Source organism: Haloarcula pellucida, from assembly GCF_014647235.1.
GTDB classification, from domain to species: domain Archaea; phylum Halobacteriota; class Halobacteria; order Halobacteriales; family Haloarculaceae; genus Haloarcula; species Haloarcula pellucida.
Genome location: NZ_BMOU01000006.1, coordinates 293,880 through 320,357 on the forward strand (window position 1 = coordinate 293,880; position 26,478 = coordinate 320,357).

General features: G+C 67.2%; 26 protein-coding genes and 1 tRNA gene. 17 read left to right on the forward strand and 10 right to left on the reverse strand.

Annotated features, from left to right (window positions below; translation table 11 throughout):
• Positions 1 to 26: 26 nt before the first annotated feature.
• Together IEY28_RS18205 and IEY28_RS18210 are read left to right on the forward strand one after the other, a co-directional pair.
• Positions 27 to 2,015 carry a hydantoinase/oxoprolinase family protein gene (locus tag IEY28_RS18205; RefSeq protein ID WP_189001303.1) on the forward strand — a complete coding sequence of 663 codons (1,989 nt, stop codon included), beginning with the start codon at positions 27 to 29 and terminating at the stop codon, positions 2,013 to 2,015.
• Complete coding sequence (locus IEY28_RS18210) at positions 2,012 to 3,583, forward strand: hydantoinase B/oxoprolinase family protein (protein WP_189001305.1); 1,572 nt, start codon at positions 2,012 to 2,014, stop codon at positions 3,581 to 3,583. Before IEY28_RS18205 ends, IEY28_RS18210 begins: the two co-directional genes overlap by 4 nt.
• A gap of 16 nt (positions 3,584 to 3,599) precedes the next feature.
• Here IEY28_RS18210 and IEY28_RS18215 read toward each other — a convergent pair whose 3' ends face one another.
• Positions 3,600 to 4,547, reverse strand: coding sequence for an AAA family ATPase (locus tag IEY28_RS18215; RefSeq protein ID WP_189001307.1), 948 nt, complete (start codon positions 4,545 to 4,547; stop codon positions 3,600 to 3,602).
• A gap of 95 nt (positions 4,548 to 4,642) precedes the next feature.
• Here IEY28_RS18215 and IEY28_RS18220 point away from each other — a divergent pair.
• Positions 4,643 to 4,727, forward strand: a tRNA-Ser gene (locus tag IEY28_RS18220).
• Positions 4,728 to 4,859: 132 nt separating this feature from the next.
• Here IEY28_RS18220 and IEY28_RS18225 read toward each other — a convergent pair.
• The 3 genes from IEY28_RS18225 to IEY28_RS18235 all read right to left on the reverse strand — a co-directional run bounded on the left by IEY28_RS18225 (position 4,860) and on the right by IEY28_RS18235 (position 8,151).
• Positions 4,860 to 6,722: a DUF2070 family protein gene (locus IEY28_RS18225; RefSeq protein WP_189001309.1), complete on the reverse strand. Its 1,863-nt coding sequence runs from the start codon at positions 6,720 to 6,722 to the stop codon at positions 4,860 to 4,862.
• Positions 6,723 to 6,771: 49 nt separating this feature from the next.
• Complete coding sequence (locus IEY28_RS18230) at positions 6,772 to 7,341, reverse strand: GMP synthase subunit A (RefSeq protein WP_166968451.1); 570 nt, start codon at positions 7,339 to 7,341, stop codon at positions 6,772 to 6,774.
• Positions 7,342 to 7,602: 261 nt separating this feature from the next.
• A complete protein-coding gene (locus IEY28_RS18235) occupies positions 7,603 to 8,151 on the reverse strand; it encodes a DUF7097 family protein (RefSeq protein WP_166968452.1) in 549 nt (182 codons plus the stop codon).
• An 87-nt stretch (positions 8,152 to 8,238) separates the two neighbouring features.
• On the opposite strand from IEY28_RS18235, the gene IEY28_RS18240 reads away from it, so the two are divergent.
• Both IEY28_RS18240 and IEY28_RS18245 read left to right on the forward strand, forming a co-directional pair.
• Positions 8,239 to 8,586, forward strand: coding sequence for a DUF192 domain-containing protein (locus tag IEY28_RS18240; protein ID WP_189001311.1), 348 nt, complete (start codon positions 8,239 to 8,241; stop codon positions 8,584 to 8,586).
• A 161-nt stretch (positions 8,587 to 8,747) separates the two neighbouring features.
• Positions 8,748 to 10,292: a (R)-citramalate synthase gene (locus tag IEY28_RS18245; RefSeq protein ID WP_229783182.1), complete on the forward strand. Its 1,545-nt coding sequence runs from the start codon at positions 8,748 to 8,750 to the stop codon at positions 10,290 to 10,292.
• Between the two features lie 47 nt (positions 10,293 to 10,339).
• Here IEY28_RS18245 and IEY28_RS18250 read toward each other — a convergent pair whose 3' ends face one another.
• The 4 genes from IEY28_RS18250 to IEY28_RS18265 form a co-directional block, all read right to left on the reverse strand.
• Entirely contained in the window at positions 10,340 to 10,630 is a 291-nt protein-coding gene (locus IEY28_RS18250; protein ID WP_189001312.1) for a HalOD1 output domain-containing protein, read from the reverse strand.
• A 103-nt stretch (positions 10,631 to 10,733) separates the two neighbouring features.
• Positions 10,734 to 13,133 (reverse strand): bacterio-opsin activator domain-containing protein, encoded by a 2,400-nt coding sequence (locus IEY28_RS18255; protein WP_189001314.1) that lies wholly within the window; start codon positions 13,131 to 13,133, stop codon positions 10,734 to 10,736.
• A gap of 103 nt (positions 13,134 to 13,236) precedes the next feature.
• Positions 13,237 to 13,893 (reverse strand): HAD family hydrolase, encoded by a 657-nt coding sequence (locus IEY28_RS18260; protein WP_166968457.1) that lies wholly within the window; start codon positions 13,891 to 13,893, stop codon positions 13,237 to 13,239.
• Positions 13,894 to 13,932: 39 nt separating this feature from the next.
• Entirely contained in the window at positions 13,933 to 14,382 is a 450-nt protein-coding gene (locus IEY28_RS18265; RefSeq protein WP_189001316.1) for a bifunctional nuclease family protein, read from the reverse strand.
• A gap of 76 nt (positions 14,383 to 14,458) precedes the next feature.
• Between IEY28_RS18265 and IEY28_RS18270 the strand changes: the two genes are divergently transcribed.
• The 3 genes from IEY28_RS18270 (at position 14,459) to IEY28_RS18280 (ending at position 15,729) form a co-directional block, all read left to right on the forward strand.
• Positions 14,459 to 14,746 carry a DUF8081 domain-containing protein gene (locus tag IEY28_RS18270; RefSeq protein WP_189001319.1) on the forward strand — a complete coding sequence of 96 codons (288 nt, stop codon included), beginning with the start codon at positions 14,459 to 14,461 and terminating at the stop codon, positions 14,744 to 14,746.
• Positions 14,747 to 14,886: 140 nt separating this feature from the next.
• Positions 14,887 to 15,357, forward strand: coding sequence for a hypothetical protein (locus tag IEY28_RS18275; protein ID WP_189001321.1), 471 nt, complete (start codon positions 14,887 to 14,889; stop codon positions 15,355 to 15,357).
• An 87-nt stretch (positions 15,358 to 15,444) separates the two neighbouring features.
• Positions 15,445 to 15,729: a DUF8142 family protein gene (locus tag IEY28_RS18280; protein ID WP_189001322.1), complete on the forward strand. Its 285-nt coding sequence runs from the start codon at positions 15,445 to 15,447 to the stop codon at positions 15,727 to 15,729.
• A 150-nt stretch (positions 15,730 to 15,879) separates the two neighbouring features.
• Here the strand turns inward: IEY28_RS18280 and IEY28_RS18285 are convergent, their stop codons facing one another.
• Both IEY28_RS18285 and IEY28_RS18290 read right to left on the reverse strand, forming a co-directional pair.
• Positions 15,880 to 16,125, reverse strand: a complete 246-nt coding sequence (locus IEY28_RS18285; RefSeq protein ID WP_189001324.1) for a DUF3194 domain-containing protein — start codon at positions 16,123 to 16,125, stop codon at positions 15,880 to 15,882.
• Positions 16,126 to 16,128: 3 nt separating this feature from the next.
• On the reverse strand, positions 16,129 to 16,503 hold the full coding sequence (locus tag IEY28_RS18290) for a prefoldin subunit beta (protein ID WP_189001326.1): 375 nt from the start codon (positions 16,501 to 16,503) through the stop codon (positions 16,129 to 16,131).
• 163 nt (positions 16,504 to 16,666) lie between these two features.
• Here IEY28_RS18290 and IEY28_RS18295 point away from each other — a divergent pair, with 163 nt between their 5' ends.
• From IEY28_RS18295 to IEY28_RS18335, 9 genes are all read left to right on the forward strand, one after another.
• Positions 16,667 to 16,882: a hypothetical protein gene (locus IEY28_RS18295; RefSeq protein WP_189001328.1), complete on the forward strand. Its 216-nt coding sequence runs from the start codon at positions 16,667 to 16,669 to the stop codon at positions 16,880 to 16,882.
• Positions 16,879 to 20,457, forward strand: coding sequence for a hypothetical protein (locus tag IEY28_RS18300; RefSeq protein WP_229783183.1), 3,579 nt, complete (start codon positions 16,879 to 16,881; stop codon positions 20,455 to 20,457). Before IEY28_RS18295 ends, IEY28_RS18300 begins: the two co-directional genes overlap by 4 nt.
• Positions 20,458 to 20,517: 60 nt before the next feature.
• Positions 20,518 to 20,748: a MarR family transcriptional regulator gene (locus IEY28_RS18305; protein ID WP_189001332.1), complete on the forward strand. Its 231-nt coding sequence runs from the start codon at positions 20,518 to 20,520 to the stop codon at positions 20,746 to 20,748.
• A 121-nt stretch (positions 20,749 to 20,869) separates the two neighbouring features.
• On the forward strand, positions 20,870 to 21,436 hold the full coding sequence (locus IEY28_RS18310) for a hypothetical protein (protein WP_189001334.1): 567 nt from the start codon (positions 20,870 to 20,872) through the stop codon (positions 21,434 to 21,436).
• Positions 21,437 to 21,612: 176 nt separating this feature from the next.
• Positions 21,613 to 21,861 (forward strand): hypothetical protein, encoded by a 249-nt coding sequence (locus IEY28_RS18315; RefSeq protein WP_189001336.1) that lies wholly within the window; start codon positions 21,613 to 21,615, stop codon positions 21,859 to 21,861.
• Positions 21,854 to 22,126 (forward strand): hypothetical protein, encoded by a 273-nt coding sequence (locus IEY28_RS18320; RefSeq protein WP_189001338.1) that lies wholly within the window; start codon positions 21,854 to 21,856, stop codon positions 22,124 to 22,126. Before IEY28_RS18315 ends, IEY28_RS18320 begins: the two co-directional genes overlap by 8 nt.
• A 102-nt stretch (positions 22,127 to 22,228) precedes the next feature.
• Complete coding sequence (locus IEY28_RS18325) at positions 22,229 to 22,936, forward strand: hypothetical protein (protein ID WP_220639466.1); 708 nt, start codon at positions 22,229 to 22,231, stop codon at positions 22,934 to 22,936.
• Entirely contained in the window at positions 22,929 to 24,518 is a 1,590-nt protein-coding gene (locus IEY28_RS18330; protein ID WP_189001340.1) for a phage terminase large subunit family protein, read from the forward strand. The genes IEY28_RS18325 and IEY28_RS18330 overlap by 8 nt, the downstream gene beginning before the upstream one ends.
• Positions 24,515 to 26,455 (forward strand): phage portal protein, encoded by a 1,941-nt coding sequence (locus IEY28_RS18335; RefSeq protein WP_189001342.1) that lies wholly within the window; start codon positions 24,515 to 24,517, stop codon positions 26,453 to 26,455. The genes IEY28_RS18330 and IEY28_RS18335 overlap by 4 nt, the downstream gene beginning before the upstream one ends.
• The last annotated feature ends 23 nt before the right edge of the window (positions 26,456 to 26,478 follow it).

Sequence of the window (26,478 nt, forward strand, 5' to 3'; positions counted from 1 at the left end):
TTGCACCCGGCGTCCGGAGACGACGTATGGACGATTCGGTCAGGTTGGGCGTCGACGTCGGGGGGACCTTCACCGACGTCGTCCTCGTCGCCGAAGACGGGATGACGACGACGAAAGTACCGACGACGAGCCCACAGCACGAGGGCGTGCTCTCGGGTGTCGCCGCGGCCTGTGAGACGGGCGGCGTCGACCCGGACGAGGTCGATCAGTTCCGCCACGCGATGACCGTGGCGACGAACGCGCTGCTGGAAGCAGACGGCGCGGAGACGGCGCTCGTGACCACCGAGGGCTTTGGCGACGTACTGGCTATCGGGCGACAGGACCGCCCGGAGTTGTACGACCAGTCCGTCGCCCGCCCCGACCCGTTCGTTCCCGCCGAACGTCGGTACGAACTCGCCGAACGGGCGACCACCGACGGTATCGAGACGGCCGTCGACGAGCGTGCGGTCCGGGACCTCGCCGCCGATATCGACGCCGACGCGGTTGCGGTGTCGTTCCTCCACGCTTACGCACACCCGGAGAACGAGCGCCGCGTCGCCGAGGGACTCCGCGAGGAACTCGACGTGCCGGTGTCGGCCAGTCACGAGGTACTGGCCGCGTTCCGAGAGTACGAACGCACCGCGACCACGGTGGCCGACGCGTTCGTCACGCCGGTCATCGACGACTACCTCGGTCGACTGGTCGACGGCGCGACCGACCGAGGCCTTCCCGAACCGCGGGTGATGCAGTCGAACGGCGGCATCGCCGACGCCGACACAGTCCGCCGACATGCGGTGACGACGGCGCTCTCGGGTCCGGCGGCCGGCGTCGTCGGCGCGAGCGCCTTCGAACCGGACGACGCCGACGGCCTCGTGACCTTCGACATGGGTGGGACCTCCAGCGACGTCTCGCTCGTTCGCGAGGGCGAGGTGGAGCGGACCACGCAGGCGGACGTGGGCGGCCGTCCCGTCCGGGTCCCGATGGTCGACGTCGAGACGGTCGGTGCCGGCGGCGGCTCACTCGCGTGGGTCGACGCTGGCGGCGCGCTCCGCGTGGGCCCCCAGTCGGCGGGGGCCGACCCCGGCCCGGCCTGCTACGGGAAGGGCGGTACCGACCCGACGGTCACCGACGCGGCGCTCCTGTTGGGGTATCTCGGTGCCGACACGACGCTCGGAGCGGCGCTCGAACTCGACGTCGACGCGGCGCGGGACGCGCTCGCCGACCTCGCGACCGAGGCGGGCCTCGACGATCCGCTGGCGGCCGCTCGCGGCGTCTACCGCGTCGCCAACGCGACGATGACCCGAACCATCCGGAGCGTCACGGCCGAACGCGGTCACGACCCCCGCGAGTTCGCGATGGCGGCGTTCGGCGGCGCCGGCCCGATGCACGCGGCGGCGCTCGCCGACCGGCTTGGCGTCTCCACGGTGGTCGTCCCCCGAGCCAGCGGCGTCCTCTCGGCGCTGGGCTTGCTGGCGGCCGACGAGCAACACGACGCCGTCCGGACCTATCGGGCGCATCTCGACGAGGTCGACCCAGCGGCCGTCGCGTCGGTTCTCGACGACCTCGAAGCCGAGGTGCTGGCCGAGACGAGCGACCCCGAGGCGGCGACGGTCACCGTCGAGGCCGACTGTCGCTACGCCGGCCAGAGCCACGAACTCGGCGTCGAAATCGAGGACTTCGACCGGGCGACCCTCCGCGAGCGCTTCCACGCGACCCACGAACGGGCCCACGGCTACCGTCTGCCCGACGCCGTCGTCGAACTGGTCACCCTGCGAGCGACGGCCACCGTCGGCCACGAGATGCCGCCGATAGCCCACTCGGCGAGCGACGGACCCGCACAGACCGGTACCCGCGACGTATCGTTCGGTGAGCGGTGGCACGAGACGCCGGTCCTCGACTGGGGGGCGCTCGGTCCCGGAACGACGCGTGACGGCCCCGCCATCGTCGAGGGCGGCGAGAGCACCGTCGTCGTGCCGCCGAACTGGACGCTCCGTGCCGACGACCGCGGGACGCTTCGACTGGAGGGTGACGAATGACTGCCGACGAGACAGCGGACCACGACCTCGACGCGGTGGAACTCGAAATCCTGCGCAACCAGCTAGAGAGCGTCGCCGAGGAGATGGGACAGGTGCTGATTCGGGGCGCGTTCTCCCCGAACATCACCGAGCGCCGGGACTGCTCGACGGCGCTGTTCGACGCCGACGGCGAACTCGTGGCACAGGCCGAACACATCCCGGTCCACCTCGGCGCGATGCCCGAGGCCGTCGACGCCGTCCTCGACCGGGACCCGGAACCCGGTGACGTGTTCGTCCTGAACGACCCCTTTGCCGGCGGAACGCACCTCCCGGACGTGACCCTCGTCTCACCGATCGTCCCCGACGACGACGTCGTCGGTTACGCCGTCTCCTGGGCCCACCACGCCGACGTGGGCGGGATGGCACCCGGGAGTATGCCCGCGGGCGCGCGTGACATCCAGCAGGAGGGCCTGCGCATCCCGCCGACGAGACTCGTCGCCGGCGGCGAGCGACGAGATGGCGTCTGGACCCTCCTCGAAGCGAACGTCCGCAACCCGGCCGAACGACGGGCCGACCTCCGGGCGCAACTCGGCGCGAACGAACGCGGGGCCGAGCGCGTCACGGAGTTGCTGGCCGACCACGGCGACCGCCTGTTGTCGGCGTTCGACGCCGTTCGGGACTACTCCCGACAGCGCGTCGAGGCCGAACTCCGCGAGTTCCCGGACGGCACCTACACCGCCAGCGACGTACTGGAGGGCGACGGCGTCACCGACGCCGACGTGCATATCGAGGCGACGGTGACCGTCGACGGGGCGACGCTGGACGTGGACTTCGCCGGCACCGACCCGCAGGTCGAGGGCAACGTCAACGCCCCGCTGTCGGTCGCAAAGAGTGCGGTGTACTTCGTCGTCCGGTCGGTCACCGACCCCGACGTGCCGCCCAACGGCGGGTGTTACGACCCCGTGCGCGTCCACGCCCCGCCGGGGTCGCTGTTGAACCCCCAGCCACCGGCCGCGGTGGTCGGCGGCAACGTCGAGACGAGTCAGCGCGTCACCGACGTAGTGTTTCGGGCGCTGGCCGAGGCGGTGCCCGACCGCGTGCCCGCGGCGGGACAGGGGACGATGAACAACGTCGTCGTCGGCGGGCCGGGGTTCAGTTACTACGAGACGGTCGGCGGCGGGATGGGCGCGAGCGTCGACGCCGACGGCCCCTCTGGCGTGCAGGTCGGGATGACGAACACGCTGAACACGCCGGTCGAGGCGCTCGAAGCAGCCTATCCGCTACGCGTCGAGGAGTACAGTCTGCGTGCGGGCAGCGGCGGCGCGGGCAGACATCACGGGGGCGACGGCCTCGTCCGCGAACTCACCGTCGAGGCGGCCGCGACCGTCTCGCTGTTGACCGAGCGCCGCCGAACGGCCCCGTGGGGGCTGGCCGGCGGTGCGGATGGGGCGTGCGGACGCAACGAAATCGACGGCGAAACGGTGCCCGCGAAGGTGACAAGGGAGGTCCCGCCCGGAACGACCGTCCGGGTCGAGACGCCCGGCGGTGGCGGCTACGGCGACCCGGACGAGACACCCGGTGCGGAGTGACCGGGCGCGCCGCTCCCTAGACCGTCGGGACGGGAACCTCGCCCAGTACGTCCGCCAGCACGTCGCGTTTCTCGACTTGCTCGACGCGCGCGTCCGGCGTGAGGACGAGCCGGTGGGCCAACACCGGCTGGGCGACCCGTTTGACGTCGTCCGGGGCGACGAACTCGCGGCCCTCGATGGTCGCCATCGCGCGGGCCGCCTCGAAGAGGCGCTGGGTCCCGCGCGGGGAGACGCCCACCTCGACGCGGTAGTCCTCGCGGGTCGAGCGAGCGATGCCGGCCATATACGCCAGCAGGTCGTCGTCGACGGTGACCGTCTCGGGGACGGCGCGCAGCGCTTCCACCCGGTCGCTGTCCAGCACTGCTTCGACGCTGGGGCTCTGCTCGGTCCGGCCGGCCCGCCGGCGGAGGAGTTCGACTTCGCCCTCGTCGTCGGGATAGCCGATTGAACTCTTCGCGAGGAACCGGTCGACCTGTGCCTCGGGGAGTTCGAAGGTCCCCTCCATGTCGACGGGGTTCTGCGTCGCGATGACGAAAAACGGCTCCGGGAGGGCGTACGTGTCGCCGTCGACGGTGACCTGCCCCTCCTCCATCGCCTCCAGCAGCGCCGACTGGGTCTTCGGCGGCGCGCGGTTTATCTCGTCGGCCAGCACCACGTTGGCGAAGATGGGGCCGCGGTTGAACTCGAACTCGCGGGTCTGCTCGTCGAACACGTGCGTGCCGGTGATGTCCGCCGGCAGGAGGTCGGGTGTGAACTGGACCCGGGAGAACGAGAGGCCGAGCGCCGTCGCCACGCTCCGGGCGGTGAGCGTCTTGCCGGTGCCGGGCACGTCCTCGAGCAGGACGTGGCCCTTACCGACGACGCCGAGCAACACCGTCTCGAAGAACTCCTGTTCGGCGACGACTGCACGGCCGACTTCGTCGAGGACCTGACTCGTCACGTCGCGTGCTGCAGTGACGTCCATACGCGTGCATGTCATGCATCCGGTATATGTGTGTCGAGAACACAGTCCCCCAGAATCGAAACGCCTAAAGAGCAAACTGCGGTACAAAGAGGTGAGCCGAGGTAGCCTAGCCTGGCCAAGGCGGTTGCTTCGAGAGCAACTGTCCTCACGGACTCAGGAGTTCAAATCTCCTCCTCGGCGTTCCTACCGACACTACCCGACGAGCGTCGCGAGTCGGCGGCGTCGGACGAGGGTTCTACAGCGCGTCGTGCCGCCGAGCGACGCCGCTGTCGGTCCCGACCGTGTACGTGGGCAGGCACACCGCCGTCGCCTTCACACCCCGGCGACGAGGAAGATGAGGACGCTGATAGCCATGACGACGATGATGAACGCCGCCGCCAGCGCCCCGCCGAGCGACACCATCGCGTTGGCCGTCGACGCCAGCGTCTCGGTGCGGTCGTTGCCGAACACCGTCACCTCGGCCGTGTCGCTGGCCATTCCGGCCTCGACGGGTTCGAGGTCGGCGACGGCGCGGCCCACGAGGTCCGCGACCAGCGCGACGACTTCTTTCTCGGGGATGGCCTGTCCGACCTGATTCTCGGCCTCGACGGTGTTGACGATGTGCGTGTCGCTGGTCATCACTTCGAGGGTGTCGACCCCGTCGACGGCGTCTACGATGCGGTCCCGGAGGCCGGGTTCCATGTTGTTGCCGTCGATGAGGGCGTACGCAGTGCGGTCGCCGTTCACCTCGAAGACGCAGACGCGGATACCCAGCGGGCCGATGCCCTCCTGGGGTTCCCACGGCGTCTCGTCCCACGCGACGCCACAGCGCACCGGCCCCGTCTCGGCCTCGGTGAGGTGGCGGGCGAGTTTCCCGGTCCCGTGTATCATGTCGAAGGAGCGCTGGCTCCCGGGGACGACGTGGCCGAGGTCGTCGCCCTCCAGTCCGTCGTTGGAGTTGTGTGCGTCGACCAACAGGACGTCCTCGATGTCGCCCGACCGGGCCTCGGACATGGCCGAGAGGCCGACGGAGTAGTCCACGTCGTCGGCACACCCGGGCGCGTACGTGGTGACGACGAAGGCGTCGCCGCCGAAGGCCTGCCCGGTCAGCGTCGCCTCTCCTTCGGTGATGCGGTGACCGACGGTCGCCTCCGAGTGGTACTCGATGTCATCGAAGGCGCGGTCTGCGGTGTCCAGAATCGTGTCGACCTCCCGTTCGGTGACGAGGTTGAAGTCGTGGCCGGCGGTGGCGTGGGGCGGGAAGGCGAGGCCGTCGGCGGACTCGGCGACCCGCTTCGGGAGGTTCCCCCCGCCGATCTCGCCCATCGGGCCAGGGTGTATCATCGGGAGGACGAACCGGGCTTTCTCTTCGCCGTTTGGCCGCCGGACCGAGAGGACGGTCACCGGGACGATGGCCTCCTCGCCGATGTCCTCGAAGAACGCTTCCAGTTCGTCCGAGCCCTCGGCGATGTGGCCGATGAAGCCACGGAGGAAGTCAAGCGCCGAGACGCCCAGCGAGGAGCGCCACGGCCGGTCGATGACGACGAGGAAGAGCCACACTGCAAGCGCGTAGATGGCACAGATGATCCCAAGCAAGACGAAGTCCGCGGGGATGAACCCCTGAATCTCCGGCGGGGCCTGTTCGGCCCGGGCTAACATCTCCTGTAGCACCGGGTCGTCTAACATGAACGCCGTGGCACCGCTGTAGACGGCCAGTAACCCGGCGGCTGCGACGGTCTGGATGCTCGCGGGAATGGCCGCCTTCAGCAGGGAGTGCCGGGAGACGGCCATCAGGATGAGCAGTCGGAATGCGAAGATGGAGGCCAGCGCCACCAGCAGGACGTCGAAGACGAAGTTCTGACCGAACCTCGGGCTGACGAGGGCTATCACGCCCGCAGTGGTCAGGAACGCGATGGTAACCAGTTCGCAGATGAGCGCCAGCAGGGAGGCACGATTGGGGGTGAGTTGGCCGTCGAGTCGCTGGTCGACCCACGGCGTGACGGCACCTGCGATAGCCGTCGGAAAGCCGATAAAGAAGACGCCCTGCCACGCGTCGTCCAGCACGAACCGCGAGTCGAACGCGGCCACGCCGGTCAGCGCGGCGATGAACAGGGCGAACGCGAGACTCGCGTACCAGTTCGGCGCCCGGAAGATGAACCGGGAGAGACTGGCGAGGTTCCCCTGCGTCGCAGTCATTTATTACTCACTCCCCGCGTCGGCACATAAAACAGTCGCTTGCTGTCGGTTACTGCTTGGGTGCGGATTGCCGGTCACAGACCGCGAGGAAGTTCTCGAAGACGGCCTCGCCTTCCTCGGTGTGGGCGACCTCCGGGTGCCACTGGACGCCGAAGAGGTTGCGGTCGGTGTCGCTCATCGCCTCGACGCCACAGACGTCAGACGTCGCGGTGCGCTCGAAGCCCTCGGGCACCTCCTTCACCTCGTCGGCGTGGCTGGCCCAGACGCGCGTCTCCGGGGCCAACGAGCCGATTAGTGGGTCGTCCTCGTCCAGGATCTCGACGGTCACGTCGGCGTAGCCGCCGTACTCGCCGCTGCCGACGCGGCCGCCGAGTTCCTTCGCGATGAGTTGCATCCCGAGACAGATGCCCAGCACCGGAACGTCGAGGTCGAGGTACTCGGGGCAGTTGCCGATGTCGTCCATGTCCGGGCCACCGGAGAGGACGATGCCGTCCGCGTCGATGTCCTCGGGCGGCGTGTCGTTGTCCAGCAGTTCGACGTCGACGCCCATGTCCCGGAGCGCACGCTGCTCCAGATGCGTAAACTGTCCGTGATTGTCGATGACGACGATGTGGGTCATTGGATAGTGTCACGCCACCGGCGCGTATATATCCCCTGAAACGGGGCTAGCGATGACCGGGGCTGCCCTCTAAACCACTGGCACAGCGACCGAGAACAGTCAGAAAGTCCCTCTCAGTCCCGACGGACGCGTCGCGCCGTTCACCCTTCTCATACTGGTGGCTGTAAGTTCGTAACGATATTCGCCACCCCGGGGTGGCGAAGTACTTCAGTTTGTTACAGCCACCAGTATCAGTCCCACCCGTCTTCGGTCGACCCGCCGTCACTCGTCGTCGTACCGTTCGGCCGCCGACTGAAAGCCCATCTCCGACTGCTCTTTCGAGCGGCGACCCTCCTTCTCGGCGATGGCCTCGGGGTCGGGATTCACGTCGTCGTCGACCCGCGCCCACGAGTTGTGGACCTTCGAGTGACACCACCGGCAGAGGTACACCGTGATTTCGTGGGCGAGGTCCTCGCCCTCTCGCGTCTCGTCGTACGAGAGGTGATGTTCTTCCAGTAACGGCCGCTCCTCGGAGTGGGCCAGCCGTCGTTCTTCGAGCCCGCACCGGATGCACTCTCTGTCGCGGTTCCGACAGCGAAAGTGCGGGCAATCGCCCCAGTCCCACTCCGCCCCTTCAGTCTCTCCATCGGGACCGACTGCCGCCGGACACCGGAACGCCTCGGCGCTCCGGGCGTCGGCAAAGTCGGGGTCGTGGTGGCCGTGTTCGCGCGCCCACCGGCACTTCCCCTCGTCGGTGACGAAGTCACAGCGGTCGACGTGGTCGTAGGGGTCGTCGACGCCGACGCTCGTCCCGCCCGGTGCCTTCTCCATGTCCGCTGGTGGGGCCCGGAGGAACCTGAATCTGACTCCCAGTCGATCGACGGAACGCTTTTGCCCGGCGGCCGTCTCGGCCGGCGTATGCGCATCGTCCACGACCCGGAGGGCACCCCTCGAACGCTCGCTCACGAGGTCGAACGGGCCGAGTCCCTGTTCGCACAGGCCCGGGGGCTGATGTTCCGCCGGTCGATTCCCGACGACTACGCGCTCGTCTTTCCGTTCGACGACGCCGAGACCCGCTCTATCCACATGCTGTTCGTCCCGTTCCCGCTGGACGTGCTGTGGCTGGCCGACGACGAGGTACAGGCGGTCAAGACGGTCCCGCCGTGGTACGGCGTCGGGTGGGCCAGAGCCGACACGCTGCTGGAGTTGCCCGCGGGGGCGGCTGCGGGGGTCAGCGAGGGCGATACGGTCGTCGTAGCGGACTGACTGGCGTGTGGACCGCCCCCGCGGTCCTTCCGGCAGATTTTAAAGGATGAACGTGTGAGTAGCTAACACCATGTCGGAACACCCGACGGAGGATAGAGGAAGTCGCCGCGAGGCGGCTGGGTGTGAAATTCGCCCCCAAGAGTGACGGAAGTGAATCTTCTGTGAGCCAGCATACATTGTTCGGGGACCATCCAGCGACGCGTCCCCTCGACGAGGTCGGTGAGGTACAGTTTCTCGATACGACGCTGCGCGACGGCGAACAGGCCCCCGGTGTCTCGCTGACGCCGGACGACAAGGCCGACATCGCGCGCAAACTCGACGCCGCGCGTATCGACGTCATCGAGGCCGGCAGCGCCTGTACCGGGCCGGGCGAGCGCGAGACCATCTCGCGCGTCACGGAACTCGATCTGGACGCGACGGTGACGAGTTTCTGCCGCGGCATCCGGAACGACATCGACCTCGCTCTGGAGTGTGGGGTCGACGGCGTCAACCTCGTCGTCCCGGCCAGCGACCGCCACATCGAGGACAAGGTCGGCACTTCGAAGGCGGACAACGTCCAGTCGACGGTCGAACTCGTCGAGTACGCCAAAGCGAACGACCTCTGGGTCGAGGTCATCGGCGAGGACGGGTCGCGCGCGGACCTCGACTACCTCGAAGAACTGCTCGGGGCCGCGCTCGATGCGGGCGCCGACCGCATCTGCTGGGCCGACACCGTCGGCCACGCGACGCCGGATCGCGCGCTCGAATGCGTCGCACGGCTCTCCGAGTTGGGCCCGGTCAGCACCCACACGCACGACGACCTCGGACTGGCCGTGACGAACGCGCTGGTCTCCATCGCCGCGGGTGCGGATCTCGTCCACGGGACGATCAACGGCATCGGCGAACGGGCCGGCAACGTCGCCTTAGAGGAGGTCGCCATCGCGCTGGACCACGGCTACGGCGTCGAGACGATGGAGTTGACCGAGGTGTACGACCTCGCCGACCTCATCGCCAACCGAACCGGGATCCCGCTGGCTCCGAACAAGGCCGTCGTCGGGCAGAACGCGTTCACCCACGAGTCGGGCATCCACACCGACGGCACGCTGAAAGACGACGCGATGTACGAGCCGTACCCGCCCGAGAAGGTGGGCCGCGAGCGCCGTCTCGCACTCGGCAAGCACGCCGGCCGCGCCGGTGTGCAGGCCGCACTCGACGAACACGACGTCTCAGTCACCGACGAGCAACTCTCCGAAATCGTCGGCCGTGTCAAGGAGATCGGTGACCGTGGCAAGCGCGTCACCGACGCCGACCTGCTGACCATCGCCGACGAGGTGACCGGACAGGAGCAGGACCGCCGCGTCGAACTGCTCGGGCTGACGGCCGTCTCCGGGTCCGATACGCCGACGGCGAGCGTGCGTCTCTCGGTCGACGGCGAGGAACGCAAGGAGGCCGCCGTCGGCTCTGGTCCCGTCGACGCCGCGATGAACGCCGCCGAGGCGGCGCTCTCTCACACCGCCGACGCGACGCTCGAAGATTACCACGTCGACGCCATCACCGGCGGGACCGACGCGATGGTCACCGTCGAGATAGAGATGTCTCGTGGCGACGACCACGTCGCCGTCTCCGCGAGCGACTCGGACATCACCCGGGCCTCCGTGCGGGCGATGGTCGACGCGATGGATCGCCTCGTGACCGACGAGGACGAGACGCTGGTCGCCGACGACTGAGAGGGTCGCCGCTCGGCGACGTGGAATCGTACAGAAAGGTCGACGGGTTAGGCGGTAACCCCGACTCGTGTCTGCTCGTCCTGCCGTTCGGTTACGAGTACTTTCTGTCCGCGTTCGACTTCGACGCGACACCCCGACATCGAGAACGAGAAGGTGCCGACGAGACTGCCGTCCGAGGAGTCGAACAACTCATCGAGCGCTTCTGGGTCGATACAGTCGTAGAGACACTCGTCTAAGTCCATCGGGTCGATACCCTTCGTGTCGGCGATGCCGTAGACGATCGTCTGACTCAGTGGTTCGGACGGCGACGTAGTGTACACGTGTTGGGTTCCTGTCATCGGTTGCACTCCGCTATCGGCCAATCATCCCGTTGTAAAAAACGCGTTCTGGCTATACAGATTGCCCCCGTCGACGAGACGCACCATACAGATAGCGACCCGATCAGCCGTCGCCGAGCACCAGTTCGAGCAGTTTCCGCTCGCTGACACGTAGGTGGCGATTCACCGTCGGTTGGGTGATGTCGAGCATCGACGCGACTTCCTCGCCGGTCGTCTCACGGGGCCAGTCGAAGAAGCCGCTGAGATACGCCGTTTGCAGCACCTCCAGTTGGCGGTCGGTGAGTTTCTCTTCGAGGGCGGCGCGGATACTGCCGTGGTTCGGCCGGCGCGTCGTCTTCTCGCGTCTGGCGTTCAACGTGACGTCGGCGTACCGACTCTCCAGTTGCTCGACGAACGTCCGCACGTCCACCTCGGAGGCGAGGTGGACGACGACGTCGACGCGGTCGGACCGGGCTTCGAGGCCACCGAGTCGTGCCCCCTGGTCGGTGACCGCTCGAACGACCGTATCGCCCTCGACGACCACCTCGTACAGGCCCTCGGAGACCGACGACACCGAGTTGACTCGCCGTATCTCGGCTATCGTCTCCGCGACCGTGGTTTGCTCGACGTCGGGGACGCTGACGAACAGTCGCGTGGTGTCGGCCTCGCCGGGGACCACGCCTTCGCACGTGATCGGTTGGTCGAGTCGCCGAGCCAACTGCGTGGTGAACGGTTTCGGAGCGGGGACCGAGAGGGCGAGTTCGACGACGTCGTCGCCGAGGTGTCGCTGGCGGGACGCTATCTCTCGCATCGCGTTCGCGATACTCTCGCCGAGTTCGACGAACACTGACTCCAGCATCTCGCCGAAGTGTTCGGTCCGGTCGGCGTAGACGGTCAACACGCCATAGAGGAAATCGTCGTACGCGAGCGGGACGCTGATTGCCGAGCGGAAGTCACGGGAGATAGCTTCGGTCCGCCAGTGTTCCCGTCGCAGGTCGTCGGTGATACACGGGACGAGCGTCGGCGTCCCCGTCCGTGCGGTCTGGACGGCGGGCGGTCCGCCGTCGCTGGCGGCCGACTGCGTGACGGCATCGAGATAGCTGGACGACCGACCGGCCCACGCGCGTGGCTCGACGCCCGCCTCGGTCGACCGGCCGACCCACGCGAACGAGAACCACTGTGACGACGCGAGTTCGTCACAGACGGCCTGCTCGATGGCCTCGCAGGTGTCGGCCTCGACGAGGGCGCGGTCGACCCGACGGATGATGGCGTTGACCTCCTTCAACTGTCTGAGCTCTTCGTTCTGTTGACGGCGCTCTTCCTCACGCTCTCGCAGTGCCATCTCGCGGTCGACGCGGGCGAGTGCGGCCTCGGCGCTGCTCGCGAGCAAGTCCACGAGTTCACGCGTCCGTTCGTCGAGTCCGTCGCTGGGCGTCTGCGCGTAGAACACGCCGTGGTCAGTGAGCGAACGGTAGATAGCGCCCGTCCCCAGCGTCACCCCCTCGTCGTCGACGAAGACGTCCCATACGAGGCCGCCGTCCGGACCGATAGGGGACAGGTCGGTTTCGTCGACAGTCGCGTCCGGGCCGACGGCGGTCGGCCGGAGGTGGTTCTCGCTCCGGTCGAACAGGTAGACGGTCGCCCCCGAGAGGTCCAGTACGTCCGCTGCCGTCTCCGTGATGACCGTCGCCACGTCGTCTTTCGTCTCGGCTCGGAGGAGTTGCCGCGTGGTGTCGTGAAGCGCCGCGAGCATACGAGCGAACTGCTGGCGGTCGGAGACGTCTCTGACGACGCCCACCTGTCGGTAGTGGTCGTCGTCGATGCTGTACGCCGAGAACCGCGTCTCGACGGGGACGGTCCCAGTATCGGCCGTCTGGAGTTCCGTCGTCATGGTCGCTACGTCCCGGTCGCCGTCTCTGAGCTGTCGACTCAGCGTCGCCGCCCGGTCGATGGCCGATTCGTCGGCGAGCAACGACGCGTCCGATCCGACCATCGTCTCCCGGTCGTAGCCGGTAATCGACGACATCGCGTCGTTGACGGTCCGGATAGTGGCGGTATCGTCGAGTGTGTAGACCCCGTCCTCGATGGTCTCGACGATGCGTTCGTACGCTTCGAGCGTTCGCTCGCGGTCCTGTCGCTCGGTCACGTCGTGGCCGATACCGAGATACACCGTCTCGCCCTCTGACTCGTGGCGCTCGAACGCGAGGTCGACCCAGCGGTCGTCTTCGACTGTCTGACAGCAGGTCGTGACGTACTCGCCGGTCTGGGCGCAGTTGGCCTCGATGCGGCCGCGGGTCGCCGCCGGGAACAGGTCCGGGAGCGAGCGACTGAGGACAGTCTCGGCCGGGGTTTCGACGAGCGTATAGAGGTGGTCGTTCGCAGCGAGCACGCGCAGCTCCGTATCGACGACGACGGCTGGTTCGGGGAGCCGAGTGACGAGCGAATCGAGAAACGCGCGCGGTGTCTGTGACGTCTGGGCCGCGGTGGCCCTGTCTCCCGATGAATCGCTGACCGACTTTTCCATGCACGGCCGTCCGTGCCTGTCGTTGGAAAGTGTGATTTCGGGCTCTACGTCAGCTACACCACGATGGTCCTCAGGTAGTTACCAACCCTGACTCTCCCGGCACTCACTCCGCGATGCTCACGACGTCGTCTAACCCCCACACCTCGTAGTCGGGCGTCACCGAGAGGTCGGTGTCCACGCGGTGCGGGCGGCGGATGAACGCCGAGTCGATGCCCGCGGCGTGGGCGGCCCGCACGTCGGACTCGTTGTCACCGACGAACAGCGCCTCCGAGACGCCGAGGTCGGCGAGTGCCCGTTCGACGTAGTACGGACGTGGCTTCTTGCGTTCGAGGCTCTGTACCGTCGGGTCGCGTGCGTGGACCGTCTCGAAGTGCGGGGCCAGTCCGAAGTGGTCGAAGGCGAACTCCACCGTCGCCGTCTGGTTCGAGGAGACGACGCCCAGCGGCGTGTCGAAGGCGTCGAGTGCGTCGATGTCGTCGTACGGGCGCTTCTCGCCGGCGGTCATCTCGGCACGCTGGGCCTCGGAGATGGCGCCGTCGCGTGCCGCCCAGAACGCCTCGGGGTCGAGGTCGTACTCCGCACAGACCGCTTCCAGTCGGTCCACCGTCACGCCGATGCTCATCGCCTCGACGTGGTCCGGGTGCGGGTTGGTGACCCCGACGCGCGCGAACGCCTCGCGCGTCCCGTCGCGGTGAGCGTCCATGCTGGTCAGCGTCAGCAGGACGCCGTCGTTGTCGAAGATGACTGCCTCGTAGCCCATACCCGAGCGAAAGCGCTCGCTCGCCGAGTACCTTTCCACTCAGCGACCGAACTCGTCCCCGGTGTCGAACTCCTCGGGTGAGCGACCGGCGGCGTCGACCACCTCGTCGGAGACGACCAGCGGACAGTCCACGCGCAACGAGATTGCGATGCCGTCGGAGGGTCGCGCGTCGAACACCATCTCTTTGCGGCGGTCGTCGAGGTACTGCTCGGTGTCTATCTTCGCGTAGAAGGTGCCGTCGGTAAGGTCGTCGATACGGACACGGTCGATGGCGCTGCCGAACTCCGCGACCATCTCGACCAGCAAGTCGTGGGTGAGCGGTCGCTCGAACGGTTCCCCGTCGATGGCCAGTTGCATCGACTGGGCCTGATCGGAACTGACGAAAATCGGGACGATCTCCCCGCGGGCGCGGAGCAACACGACCGGCGTTCCCGCCCCCTCTTCGCTGACGCCGACACCGACCCCTTCGACCGTGGCCTCGTGTTCCATACGGTACAGTTTGGCGGGTAGGTATGAAAAGCTAGCCCGCGGTCGGTTTTACGGGGGGCGGGCCCCAACGACGTCCGTGGCCGAGGACACCTACCGTGTCGTCGTGAAGCCGTCCGCACGTCGGGTGAGCGCCCGCGCCGGTCGCTGGGTCAACCGTGAGGGACCAGTCCGGACCTTCGACTCGAAGCCGCTGGCCCGCGAGTGGGCACGGGCCTGTCGGGGCGCGACGGCCGCCGTGTGGCTACAGGACGCCCCGCCGTGGGCGGCCGACGACGCCGACGGCTACCTCGTCGGCCGGACCCGCACCGTCGCGCGCGCCGACACGCCGGGCCGCCAGCACACGCTACCGGAGACAGAGGAGTGACGCCACCCGCTAATCCCGTTTAATCCGGATTAAAACGGGACGTAGAACGGCTAAAACGGACTAAATCGAGTTTATCCGGGTTCTCTGCTTTCCCCCTTCAAGTACAGTCGGTCCACAGGGTCGGGTGGAGTCAACGAACGATGAAACTCACAACGATTGCCGGCGCGCTGCTGGCCGTCCTCGTCGTCACGGGGTCGGCGGCGGCGCTGCCCGCGGCGGCAGGCGCACAGGCTTCGGACAACGCGGACGGCGCACAGGCAGACGAGTACGCGAACGAGAACGCCACGGACGCCGACGACCACGCTGCCGACAGCGAGGCGATGGCCGAGTCGAACGAGTCCGACTCTGACGCCGAGGCAGCGAACGCCAGCGCCGAGCGTCAGGGCCCGCCCGCTGACGTCGGCCCGGACGGCGAACGCGGCCCGCCCGCGGACCTCCCCGAACAGGTCCCCGACTTCGTCAGCGAGATTCACTCGCTGGTCCAGCAGCACATCGCTGGCGACCTCGACGGTGACCTCGGTTCGCAGGTCAGCGACGTGACCCCCGACGACGGGGACGACAGCGACGAGGAGACGACCGAGACCGAGACGAGCACCGACAGCGAGCAGTAACCCGGCTGATTCTTCGCCCGTTCCGCTCACGCGACCCACGTAGCGACCAAGCGCGGTGTTTTTGCTCGTCCGTCACTCAGTGCCGGTATGGACGACTCCGTCCACGCGGAGACGGCCGAACGGACCACAGAGGACCTGCTATCGGCCGACGATGACGACAAAAGCGGGGGTTCAGAGACGGGCGGCGTCGACCGCTGGCAGGCCACGAAGTACGTCGCCCCGTTCGTGGCTATCGGTCTGTTCGACCTCGTGTTGTTGCTCGGATGGGGACTGGACCCGCTGTGGGGCTTTATGATTCTGCCCCCCATCCTGTTCGTCAGCGTCCTCGGGTGGATCGCGTTCCGGACCGGGTTCGCGAGCGACCGGACCTGACGGACGAGCGCACGCTGTGGCATCTTGTTCTCATCGCCCCGGTTACGTTCTCGGTACTGGTCGCTATCGTGAGTCGATGAGACGTGTCAGTGTCGCCACTGACCGAGTGAGTGTCGCCACACACCGAATCGGTGTGTGGGAGACGACCTGTCAGTTCTCGTCGTCGGCGAACAGGTCGTCGACGGCCGATCGAGCGGCCAGCGCGGCGTCGTCGGCGACCCGTTTCTCGTCGGCGCGACTCTCCGGTGCGTTGACGTAGACGTCGACTTCGAGTACGTCGTCCTCGAAGGTGACGGTCACGTCGACGTCCTCGACATCGCTCGCGTCGAACCGCGAAAAGACGACGTTTTCGGCCGCGTCAGCGGCCACCTCGACGACCTCGTCGTCGGTCGGCATGACTTACGCGCCAGCGCCGGGGCCGCCGGCCGGCCCGCCGCCGAGCATCTGCTGGAGTTCGCCCTGCAGGTCCTCGAACTGCTCTTGGACGCGCTCTTCCTGCTTTTCGAGGGTCTCGACGCGGACTTCGAGGCTGGAGACCTTCTCTTCGAGGTCGTCCTGTGCTTCGTCGAAGCCTGTCTTCACGAGAAGTTCGCCGACTTCGCGGTACATCGTCGTGTCCTCGTCGACGTCTTCGAGTTCGTCCAGCGCGGTGCGGGACTCCTGAAGGTTCGTCTCGGCTTGCTGTTTCTGGGCAGCGACCTGCTGTGCGGTCTCCTGCAGATCCTGCAGTTCCTCGAGCTTCTCCTGTGCTTCAGGCGGAAGATTACCCTGCATACTCCGAGGGTCGGGGCCCGGAGTGTTAAACCCACGCATCTTGCCTCGATTCTGAGGCACAAGCGAACCGCGAGAATCGCCAGACGAGACCGGATCGGGCCCTGTCATGCGACAATACACCCCATATCGCTGTATCGTTTGCGGTTACAAGGGGGTGTTCGGCGTGAGCCACCGCGCGTACGAGGGCGATCCACTCGACGGGACCTACCAGCACATCTCCGAGAGCCCTGTCTGGGGGCCCGACGGCGAGACCGTCGACGCGACACCCGACCCCGACGGTGAGGAAACCGTCGAGAACGTCCCAGTCCCCGAAGCCGACGTCGAGCGGCCAGACGCCGACGGGCAGACAACACTCGACGACTGGGGGTGGTCGGCGTGACGGACCTCTCACTACAGGAGCGTGTCGAACGCTATCGTGAAGGCCATCCCGACGCCGGGGTACCGGCGATTGCCGGCGCGCTAGGGGAGTCCCCGGCGGCCGTCGCGGACGCCCTCAACGACCCCACTCCAGATGATTCGTGTGACGAGACTCGGCCTTCATCACAGCCGCAGCGAGACCCCAAATGGGGGCGGTGGGCTGGTGCCGACTGGACCGATCCCGACATCGACGTCTACCCACCAGGGTTGCTTGACCGCGAGCAGTGGATGGGTCACCAGGAGAAGAAGCCGTTCGCGCCGTGGGCCGACCGTGACCACTCCGAGGCCGACGCCGACGAGGACGCCCGCTACAAGTGGGGACTCGCCGAGAACTATCTCGACGGCGAGGGCATCGCAATGGCCGAGGTCGACCCACGTCTCGACGGCCGGGCGTTCCTGCAGCAGCCCGATGACCCCTTCGCCTACGTCGACGGCGACGACGTCCGCGATCCCGAGACCGGCGACGTCCACCCGGCGTTCGTCGCCATCCTCGAACACCTCGGACTGACTTACGCCGATGTCTCCCAGTCTGGAACCGGCGCACACGCCATCTACCGCGGTGACCTGCCCGGGGGCGTGAAACAAGCCTCGTGGCAACTCGACGAGGACCCGTGGGGGAGCAACGACGATCTCCCTAGCATCGAAATCTACCCCGGCAAGCGCGTGTGCGTGATGACTGGCGACCATGTCCAGGGCACGCCGACCGATGTCCGGGAGTGGGACGACGACGTCCTCGATGTCCTCCTAGAAGCCAACGACGAGGTCGCGTCCAGCCAGCGCGACCGTGTCGAGGACGTCGACGCTGCTCGCGAAGAGTTCGACAGTTCGGACTACGAGCCCGAGGCGACGTCGGCCGACGAAACCACGACCGATATCCGGGACATCTTCGCCGCGCTGGACCACCTCGACGCCCAGCGCGTCGCCGAGCGCACTATCGTCCACCGCTGGAACGACAGCGCCTCGACGAGCGATGGGTACCGAGCGTTCGCCCCGACGTGGGGGCCATCGTCGAACGGGACGGCGAACATCGTCAACGACCGTATCTGGCAGGATACCGGCGACCGTGGCGGGTACGGTGGCCCAGTCGTTATGGCGCTCATCGACGCCGGCGAGCTTCGTCCCGAGCAGGCCGCCGGTGGCGTCACCGGTGCCGACTGGTGGACTGGCGTCGAGCACCTTCGCGACCTCGGCTTCAGTATTCCCGAACTGGAGGACGTCGACGACGAGGACCAGACCGACAGCGCCGACCACCCGCTCCTCGAGGACGCGTTCGACCAGGACGCGGGCGTCGACGGCGAGCCGACGAGTACCCTTCCACTCGGGCAGCTTGAAGCCCTGCCCCAGCAGGACCGGAAACGCGTCGCGAAGAAACGGGGACTGGACTGGCCGTCGACGGGTGAAGCTCGCGACGAACTCCTCGCGACGATCAAACAGGCGATGCGTCACGAGGACGAGACCGTCGTCGACGCGCCGACGTCGCTCGGGAAGTCCTACACCGTCGCGACGACGCGATGGGACGCCTTCGACGACGTCACCGGCGGGCAGCCGGTCGTCCACCTATCGGCCACCCGTGACGCTCGCGACGAGGCGGCCGCCGCTGCGGCCGACGCTGGCGGCGAGCACTTCGTCCTGCAGAGTCGGCACGAGGCCTGTCCCGTCGCTGCGGGTGACCACGATCCTCGCGAAGCCCGCGAGGCCGATGCTGACCGACAGGTCATCACTATCGATGGCGAGCCCGCCAGCCAGTGGCTCGACCGACAGTGCGAGGGGAAGGGGCTCCCATTCTCGGCAGCCCACCAGTATCTCGCCGAGCACAACGACCAGTCGACCACACTGCCGTGTTGTCGTGGGTCGAAAACCACCTACGACGAGGAGGAGGGCGACTTCGACGAGGGCGACTCGCCGCAGTGCCCGGCCATCGAGCAGTGGGAGACGCTTCGGGAGGGTGAGTGGCCGCTCGTCATCGCGACCCACAACTTCGCGCACGTCCCCGGACTCCGACAGTCGGCGAACATCGTCGTCGACGAAGAACCGGACTTCACGCAGGACCTCTCGAAGGAGCGCATCGAGCGCGCCATCACCGCGTACCTACAGGCCGCTGACGCGCCGGTATCGACGTGGGAGTCGTTCATCTCGCTGGTCGAGCACGACGGCTGGGGCGGCGATGCTGGCAAGGAGCGCGACCAACTGCAGGGCTGTCTCGACTACGAACCCGACCGCGAGTGGTACATCAGCAATCCCGATGCCCACACGTTGGCGCCAGCGCTCGCGAGGGCCATCTTCCACGCCGAGGACCGCGGCAACGGACGTCGGGTGGGGAAGACCCCACACCAGCCACCACGGCTCGACGCCAACGCCGGCGACGACGACGGCTGGAACCGTGTCTGGGTGACCGTCGCGATGGACGAGGACAACGACGTCCGAACAGTCCGGACGGCGCCGGACCTCTCACAGGCCCGCAGCGTGATCGGGCTGGACGCCCACCCTGCCCAGCCGGTGTGGGCCGTCAACACCGTCCCCCACATCGACACCACCAGCGTCCTCGATCCCGAGGAACGCCGACTGTGGCGTCGGTACGAGCGCGGCCTCCGCGTCGTCCAGGTGGGCGACGCCACCCGTCCGCTCGCCAGTGGGGAGTACTTCCAGCGCGACCAGGCCGAGACGCTCGTCGAACATCTCCGCGCGGAGTACGGCGACGCGTTCCGGACTGCCATCACGACGTCGTCGGTCGAGTCCCAACTGCAGGACATCCTTGACGACGCTGGCGTCGACGACGTCGACGACCGGACCATGCACTACGGCGAGGAGAAATCACGGAACGACTTCGCCGACGAAGGTGTCGGCCTCGTCGAGGGCTGCATCGACCCCGGCGACGAGTTCGTCCTGGACCTGCTCGCCGAGCTCGATCTGGATGCAGCGCCGGAGACCGTCGACGTCGACGGCGAGCAGGAACGGGCCCACGGTCGCGGGTTCGAGGGCGCGGATGCCGACACGGCTCGGGAGATCCTTGCGAGCGTTCGCGAGAACCACACCGCCCAGGCCGCCGGTCGCTACGCCCGGAACCCCGACGATCCCGAGAGTCACGCCACGGTGTTCGTCCGAACCGACGCGATGCCTGCTGACTTCGCCGACGTTCAGGTGTCGGGTATCGAGTGGACGTTCACCGACGTCCAGCGCGATATCGTCGAGACACTGCGCTCGTCGACGACGTCCATGACCGCTCGGGAGGTCGCCGCCGACGTCGGCGTCACGAAAGAGCACGTCCGGCAGACGCTCGATCGCCTCGAGGGCATGGACTCGGTGCAGGCCTTCGAGGGAGGCGGCGCGCACGGTGCGACGCTGTACGCCGACGACGGACTGCCGAACGCCGGCGTCGTGGATCTGGGCAACACCGCCAACGATGCCGTATTGGATACCTATACGTGGTCGTTGGCGATTCGGGACCCCGCCCCGTCCGTCGACGCACTCACCACAGGGTCGAGTACCGATGACCAGCCAGCAACCTCGGTCTGGGACTGGCGGAACACCTCAGACTGACGATCAGACAGCCGAGTTCGGGCCGTTCTCACCGGCGGTCCGGCAGCTACCGCTCTATCTATGACCGGCATCAACATTTCCGACCCCGACGTTGCACCGCTTCGACCGAGCGCGAAGCTCGTCTATCTGGTCCTCGACGCGCACGGCCCGTGTGATCTCACGGAGATACGCTCCCGAACTCAACTCCCAGACACCACCGCGCGCGAGGCACTCGACGACCTCGTCGACTGCGACCTCGTCGACGAGCGTCCCGTTCTCAACGATGTCCGGTGTCGGCAGTACGACACATGACGCTATCCGGTCCGGATACCGGTCCGGATACCGGCGCTATCTCTGCGTTTATACCGCCGCACTCACATCTGTCAGCCGACGCACCCTCAGCCGCTCTGACCCAGCGGTGACCTCCCCAGCTATGTCTATCGAGTTCCAACCTACGGCGAGCATCGCGACCGACGACGTCGGCGTCCCCGACGACCCGGCGGACGTCTTCGAACAGCTCGTCGCCGACGCCTCGCTGTGCTGCCAACAGTGCTACCGTCGCATCCGTGCCCGCCACAACTTCTCGCATCAGTGGGGCCGGGATGTCGGCGATATCCTGAGTTTCGTCGACTACGAACTCCCCGAGGGCGAACCTGAGTGGAACACCACTGACCGGGAATACCACGAAGAGGAACTACTCAGCGAGCGCACGGTTCAGGCCAACCCACCGGGCGACGATCTCGACTCGGGGTCGGCCTGCGCGAACTGCGGCGCCGTCGACGCGCACCGATCACCGTCCACGCGGTCTCGCGAGGAGGCCCTGCAGGCGGCGGTCGGTATCATCGCGACACTCACCGAATTCGGCGTCGCCCACGACCCGCTGGCACTGATCGTCGAAGTGGGTGAGCTGAAGCAGAACCCCGACTACGCCGGCGATGACTTCGCGACGTTCGCGACGGCCGTCGCGAGGGCCGTCCGATCAGGCCGGCGGCCCCGATGACCCGCTGACTGCCACGTGGCAGGAGGCGAGGGTCTGCATCGTTCGTCAACCGGTCGGTTCCCAGCTCGCTTGTCCATCGCCGACCGCCCCGTCCGGACCCAGTACGCTCCTCAGAGCGCGGGGTGCAACTCCCCGACCGGACCTTCGATGAGTCGCAGTTGCACAGGAGGAACGTGATGGCGACGCCTTCGCTCTCGTTCCTCGTCGAGAACGCGATGACTGCAGTGATCGTCGTCGTGTACCTCTTCTACGAGATTCACTACGGGCGCCTCGAACGCGTCGCGAAGAAAGTCGACGAGGTCATCATCGCCGTCATCGCTCTCGCCCAGGAGAACGAAAGCATCGACGAACAGAAAGTCGCCGACCGACTGAACGGCTCGTCGCCGGACGACCTCCGCCTCGATCACGAACACGACCATGAGTAAGACCAAACGCCGGGCCCGCGATGCCATCGTCGGGCTTCTCGTCGCGCTGGCACCGTTCGCCTACAAACAGCTCGTGCTGGGGAACCGAACTACTGCTGCCGTCACGGCCGTCGCGATGGCCGGCCTCGTCCTAGTCTACCGCTACGCCGACGCCCGGACCATCGAAGCCGCCGCCGGCGCTGATGCCGAGGACCTCAAACCGGTCCTGCGACGGGTCGGTCGGACTATCCGCCGCCGGCTCCCTTCAGGGGAGGACAACTCGTAATGCTGACACTCATCGCGACGGCCGACGTCGCGAGAGCCGGTCCACTGCTGGCCCTATTTAAACTATAAGACCCGTCTCGACACAGCGCGACAGATTTCTACCATGAGCACACGAGACCGCCGCGTACAGCTCGCCCTGAAGTGGCACCATCTCGACAATCTCGACGTCGAGGAGATTCGAGACCGTTTCGAGGCCGAGGGCATGGGCTCATACGCCCGGTCGACAGTCCGGGACTACCTCAACGAAAAGCCGAAGGAAGAGGTCATCGAGGCCATCGAGCAGCGCCACGCCGACGTCCGCCTACAGATCGCCGAGCGCGAGGAGCAACTGTACCAGCGGGCCCGCCAGGCCGAGGCCGACGCTGTCAAAGACGAGCCGATCATCCGCGTCGTCCCGAAGACCGACCGCGTCGACGACGACCGCGAGACGCCGATGCAGTGGCCCGAGTGGGAGATCGTCGAGCCCGGCGACGAGGACTATCCCGAGTGGGCGACCGAGCGGGACATCATCATCCGGTTCACCGGCCGGACGACGTCGGTCCGCCCGGGCGAGGAGTACCCGCTCCGGGCCGTCGACGGCTCGCCACGGTACACCAAAGAGTTCGACGGCCTCCAGCGCGATCAGGACGATCTCAAGGGACAGGCGATGGCCCGCAACGAGCAGTCGGCCCATCTCGAAGCGAAGGGCGAGGCGCTGGGCGTCTACTCGACGGACATCAACATGAACGTCGACGGCGAGCTTTCGACGTCGATCGAACTGCCCGAAGACACTGCTGCAGCTATCCGGGAGGCGACACTCGACGATGAGTAGCACGACCGACGACGCCGGCACGACCACGATGGACGTCTCCCGGGCGGAGATCCGGGCGGCGTACAACCCCTTTGAGCACGGGTGCTGGCTGGACTTCACCAACAAACTCACGCAGGGGTACATGGACGCGGAGTACGACGACTGGGCCCCGCTCGGCGGCCACCACTCACAGTGGCTCCGTCACCTCGCCGGCGAGGCCGACGTCGACGGCGACCTCGCACTTCTCTGCCATCGGGATGGCCTGAAGACGACGATCATCACGGCGTTCGCCATCGCCTGCATGGAGTACCTCGACGGGTACCGCGTTATCTGGACGATGAACACGCAGGAGCAGGCCTACGAGAAGGCCGACCGCGAGCTCAACAAGTTCATCGAGCGCAACCCGTGGCTGATCAACCTCAACAAGCCCCGCGAGACGGACAGCAAGAAGACGAAGGAGTTCGCCAACGGCTCGTCGCTGACCACCGGCTGGCTGAAGGGCTCTATCGAGGGCGCCCGCGCCCACCTGCTCATCCTCGACGACATCATCTCCGAGCAGGGTGACGGCCCGACCGAGGGCGTCCTCAACTGGGTCGACGGCGTCGCCCAGCCGATGGTCAAGGACGACGGCCGCACGGTGATCGTCGGGACGCGCAAACGGCCGGACGACATCTACAGCCACTACCGCGACTACGAGGGCTACTCGCTGCGAGAGTTCCCGGCCATCCTCGACATCTGGGACCAGGAGTTCCGGGAGGACGACGACTGGCAGGCCCGCCGGCCCGACGAGGAGCTCTACACCGAGGTCGACAACCCCTGGGGCAGCGGCACCCTCCAACTCCTGTGGCCCGAGGCCAGGGGCCCGGACTGGCTCGCGAACAAGCGCTCGAAGATGGCGGACTACCTCTTCTGGCGCGAGTACACCCTGACCATCCGCGGGGCGTCGGGCAACCTCATCGAGGAGGCCGACGTCAACAAACTCGTCGACGACGGCGGCTGCTCGATCCGTGGGCAGGAGCCGCCCCGCCAACTCACACCCGGCGCCGGCGAGGCGACCGTCGTCGCCCACGACCCGGCCCAGTCCGACACGGGCGACAACGCGGCCTTCGTCGCGTTCCGCGTCGGTCGCGATGGCCGACGTCGTCTCCTCGACGCCCACGCCGAGACGGGGATGCAACCCTCCGAGGTCAAGGCGAAGCTCGCCGACATGGACGAGCGCTACGACCCCGCGGTGGTCGTGATCGAGTCCAACGGCATGCAGCAGTACGTCGCCAACGACGCCCTGGAGTTCTCGGCCTCGCTGCGGGCGAAGGTGACGGGCATCCCGACGACGGGCAAGAAACACTCGTGGGAGAACGGCATCCCGCGACTGCGTCGGCTCGTCGAGAACGGCGGCATCCAGTTCTACCGTGGGCACGGCCCGACCGAGGACTTCGTCCAGGCGGCGATGTCGCTGAAGCTCGCCGACGGGAAACTGCAGGGCCACACGCCGGACCTCATCGCGGCGTGGTACATGGCCGAGCAGGGCATCCGTCGCCTCGAGGGCATGGGCGCGCTCGAAGACGACGGTGACGATGACGACTCCGGAGTGAGCTACCTATGACATCTGACGACGCCACGAAAGTCCACGTCGAAGGCATCGGCGGCGAGCAGACGCTCTCGAAGGCAACCAACAGCCAGCAGCTCTCCGATCGGCGGATCCACTCGGTCGGCCACGGCGTCAAGCCGCCGTACCACCCCGACCGGCTGGCGTCGTTCCTCGAGCTCAACGAGACCCACGCCACCGCGGTCCGGAAGAAGGCGCGCTACGAGGTGGGCTTCGGGTTCGAGCTCGCCACGCACGCCGATGTCGACGTCGACGAAGCCGACGACCAGGAGCGCGCTGTGGCCCGGCAGTTCTGGCGTGGTCCCGACTCGCGCTGGGAAACCGGCCCGCACCAGTCTGCCGAACCCACCACGCCAGAGGAGGTCAAGGAGCTCGCCCGCCAGGACTACCACTCCGTCGGCTGGTGCGCGCTGGAGATCCTGACCGACATGGAGGGCCGCCCGGTCGGGCTGGCCCACGTCCCCGCGAACACCATCCGCGTCCGGAAGCCCCAGTCACGCTTCGACCAGCCGCGACACCCAGAGACGGGTAACTTCGTCGACGGCGACCTCGGCGAGTACGCCTCCCGTGGCTACGTCCAGGAGCGCGACGGCCGCCGGCGCTACTTCGGCGAGGCCGGCGACCGCCACCGAGGCCAGGAAGTGGTCATCACTGGCGGCGACGAGCCACGTGTCACCTACACCCCCGACGACAGCGACAAGGAACCCATCTTCGTCGACCGGGAGACGGGCGACGTCGCAATCGGTGACGCCGGCGCGCTTGAGAACGGGCCCGCGAACGAACTCATCTTCGTCCGCAACCCCAGCCCCATCGAGCAGGACTACGGCGTCCCCGACTGGGTCAGCGCCATCCGGACCATCGGCGCCGACGAGGCGGCGAAGGACTACAACCGCGAGTTCTTCGACAACGACACCATCCCGCGGTTCGTGATCAAGGTGACCGGCGGCGAGCTCTCCGAGGAGAGCAAGAACGACCTCCGACAGATGCTCCACGGACTTCGCGAGGAGTCCCACCGGGCGGTCATCCTCGAGGTCGAGAAGTTCTTCGACGGCATGGACGACGACGTCGAGATCGAACTGGAGCCACTGGGGCAGGGCATCAGCGAGGAGATGGACTTCCGCGAGTTCCGCAAAAAGAACGAACACGAGATCGCGAAGGTCCACGAGGTCCCGCCCATCCTCATCGGCGTCACCGAGACGTCGAACCGGTCGAACTCTCAGGAGCAGATCGCCGACTTCGCCAACAACGTCATCGCGCCGGAGCAGCACAAGTTCAGCCAGCGACTCTACAAGCTCATCCACCAGCAGTACCTCGGCGTCACCGACTGGACCATCGAGTACGAACTCCGGGGCGCCGACCGACCGAAAGAAGATGCCGACGTCGCCCGGCGAAAGATCCAGGCCGTGCGGGGCGCCATCCCGGTCAACCGTGCCCTGGAGATGATCGGCGAGGAGCCGCTCCCCGACGACCATCCCGTCGACGGCGAGACGCTGCTCGCGAACGTCGGTCAGGACGAGGCGCCCCAGCCCGTCGGCGACGCCGTCCAGCAGAGCCGGCCGGACGACGCCCCGCCGCCGGACAACAAGCTCTACGAGCGTGACTGGAGCGAGGCCGAGGCCGCCCTCGCGACGAAGGACCCTATCGAGCAGACGCAGTTCGACAGCTCGAACCTCGACGAAGGCCTGTACGACTTCGGCGAGCAGGAGCTGTACCTCTCGTTCATCCGCGAGGACGGGACCAACTCGCTGTACGCGTACGTCGACGTGCCAGCGTCGGAGTGGTCGTCGCTCGTGGCGGCGTCAAGCCACGGCTCGTACCACTACGACAACATCCGGCTGGAGTATCCCTACGTGGAGATCACCAACTTCCACGACCGGCTTCCGGAGGGCCCCGAGCCGGACCCCGAGGACGTCCCCGACGACGTCCCGACGTAGCGATCGCGACCGATGACCCAGGG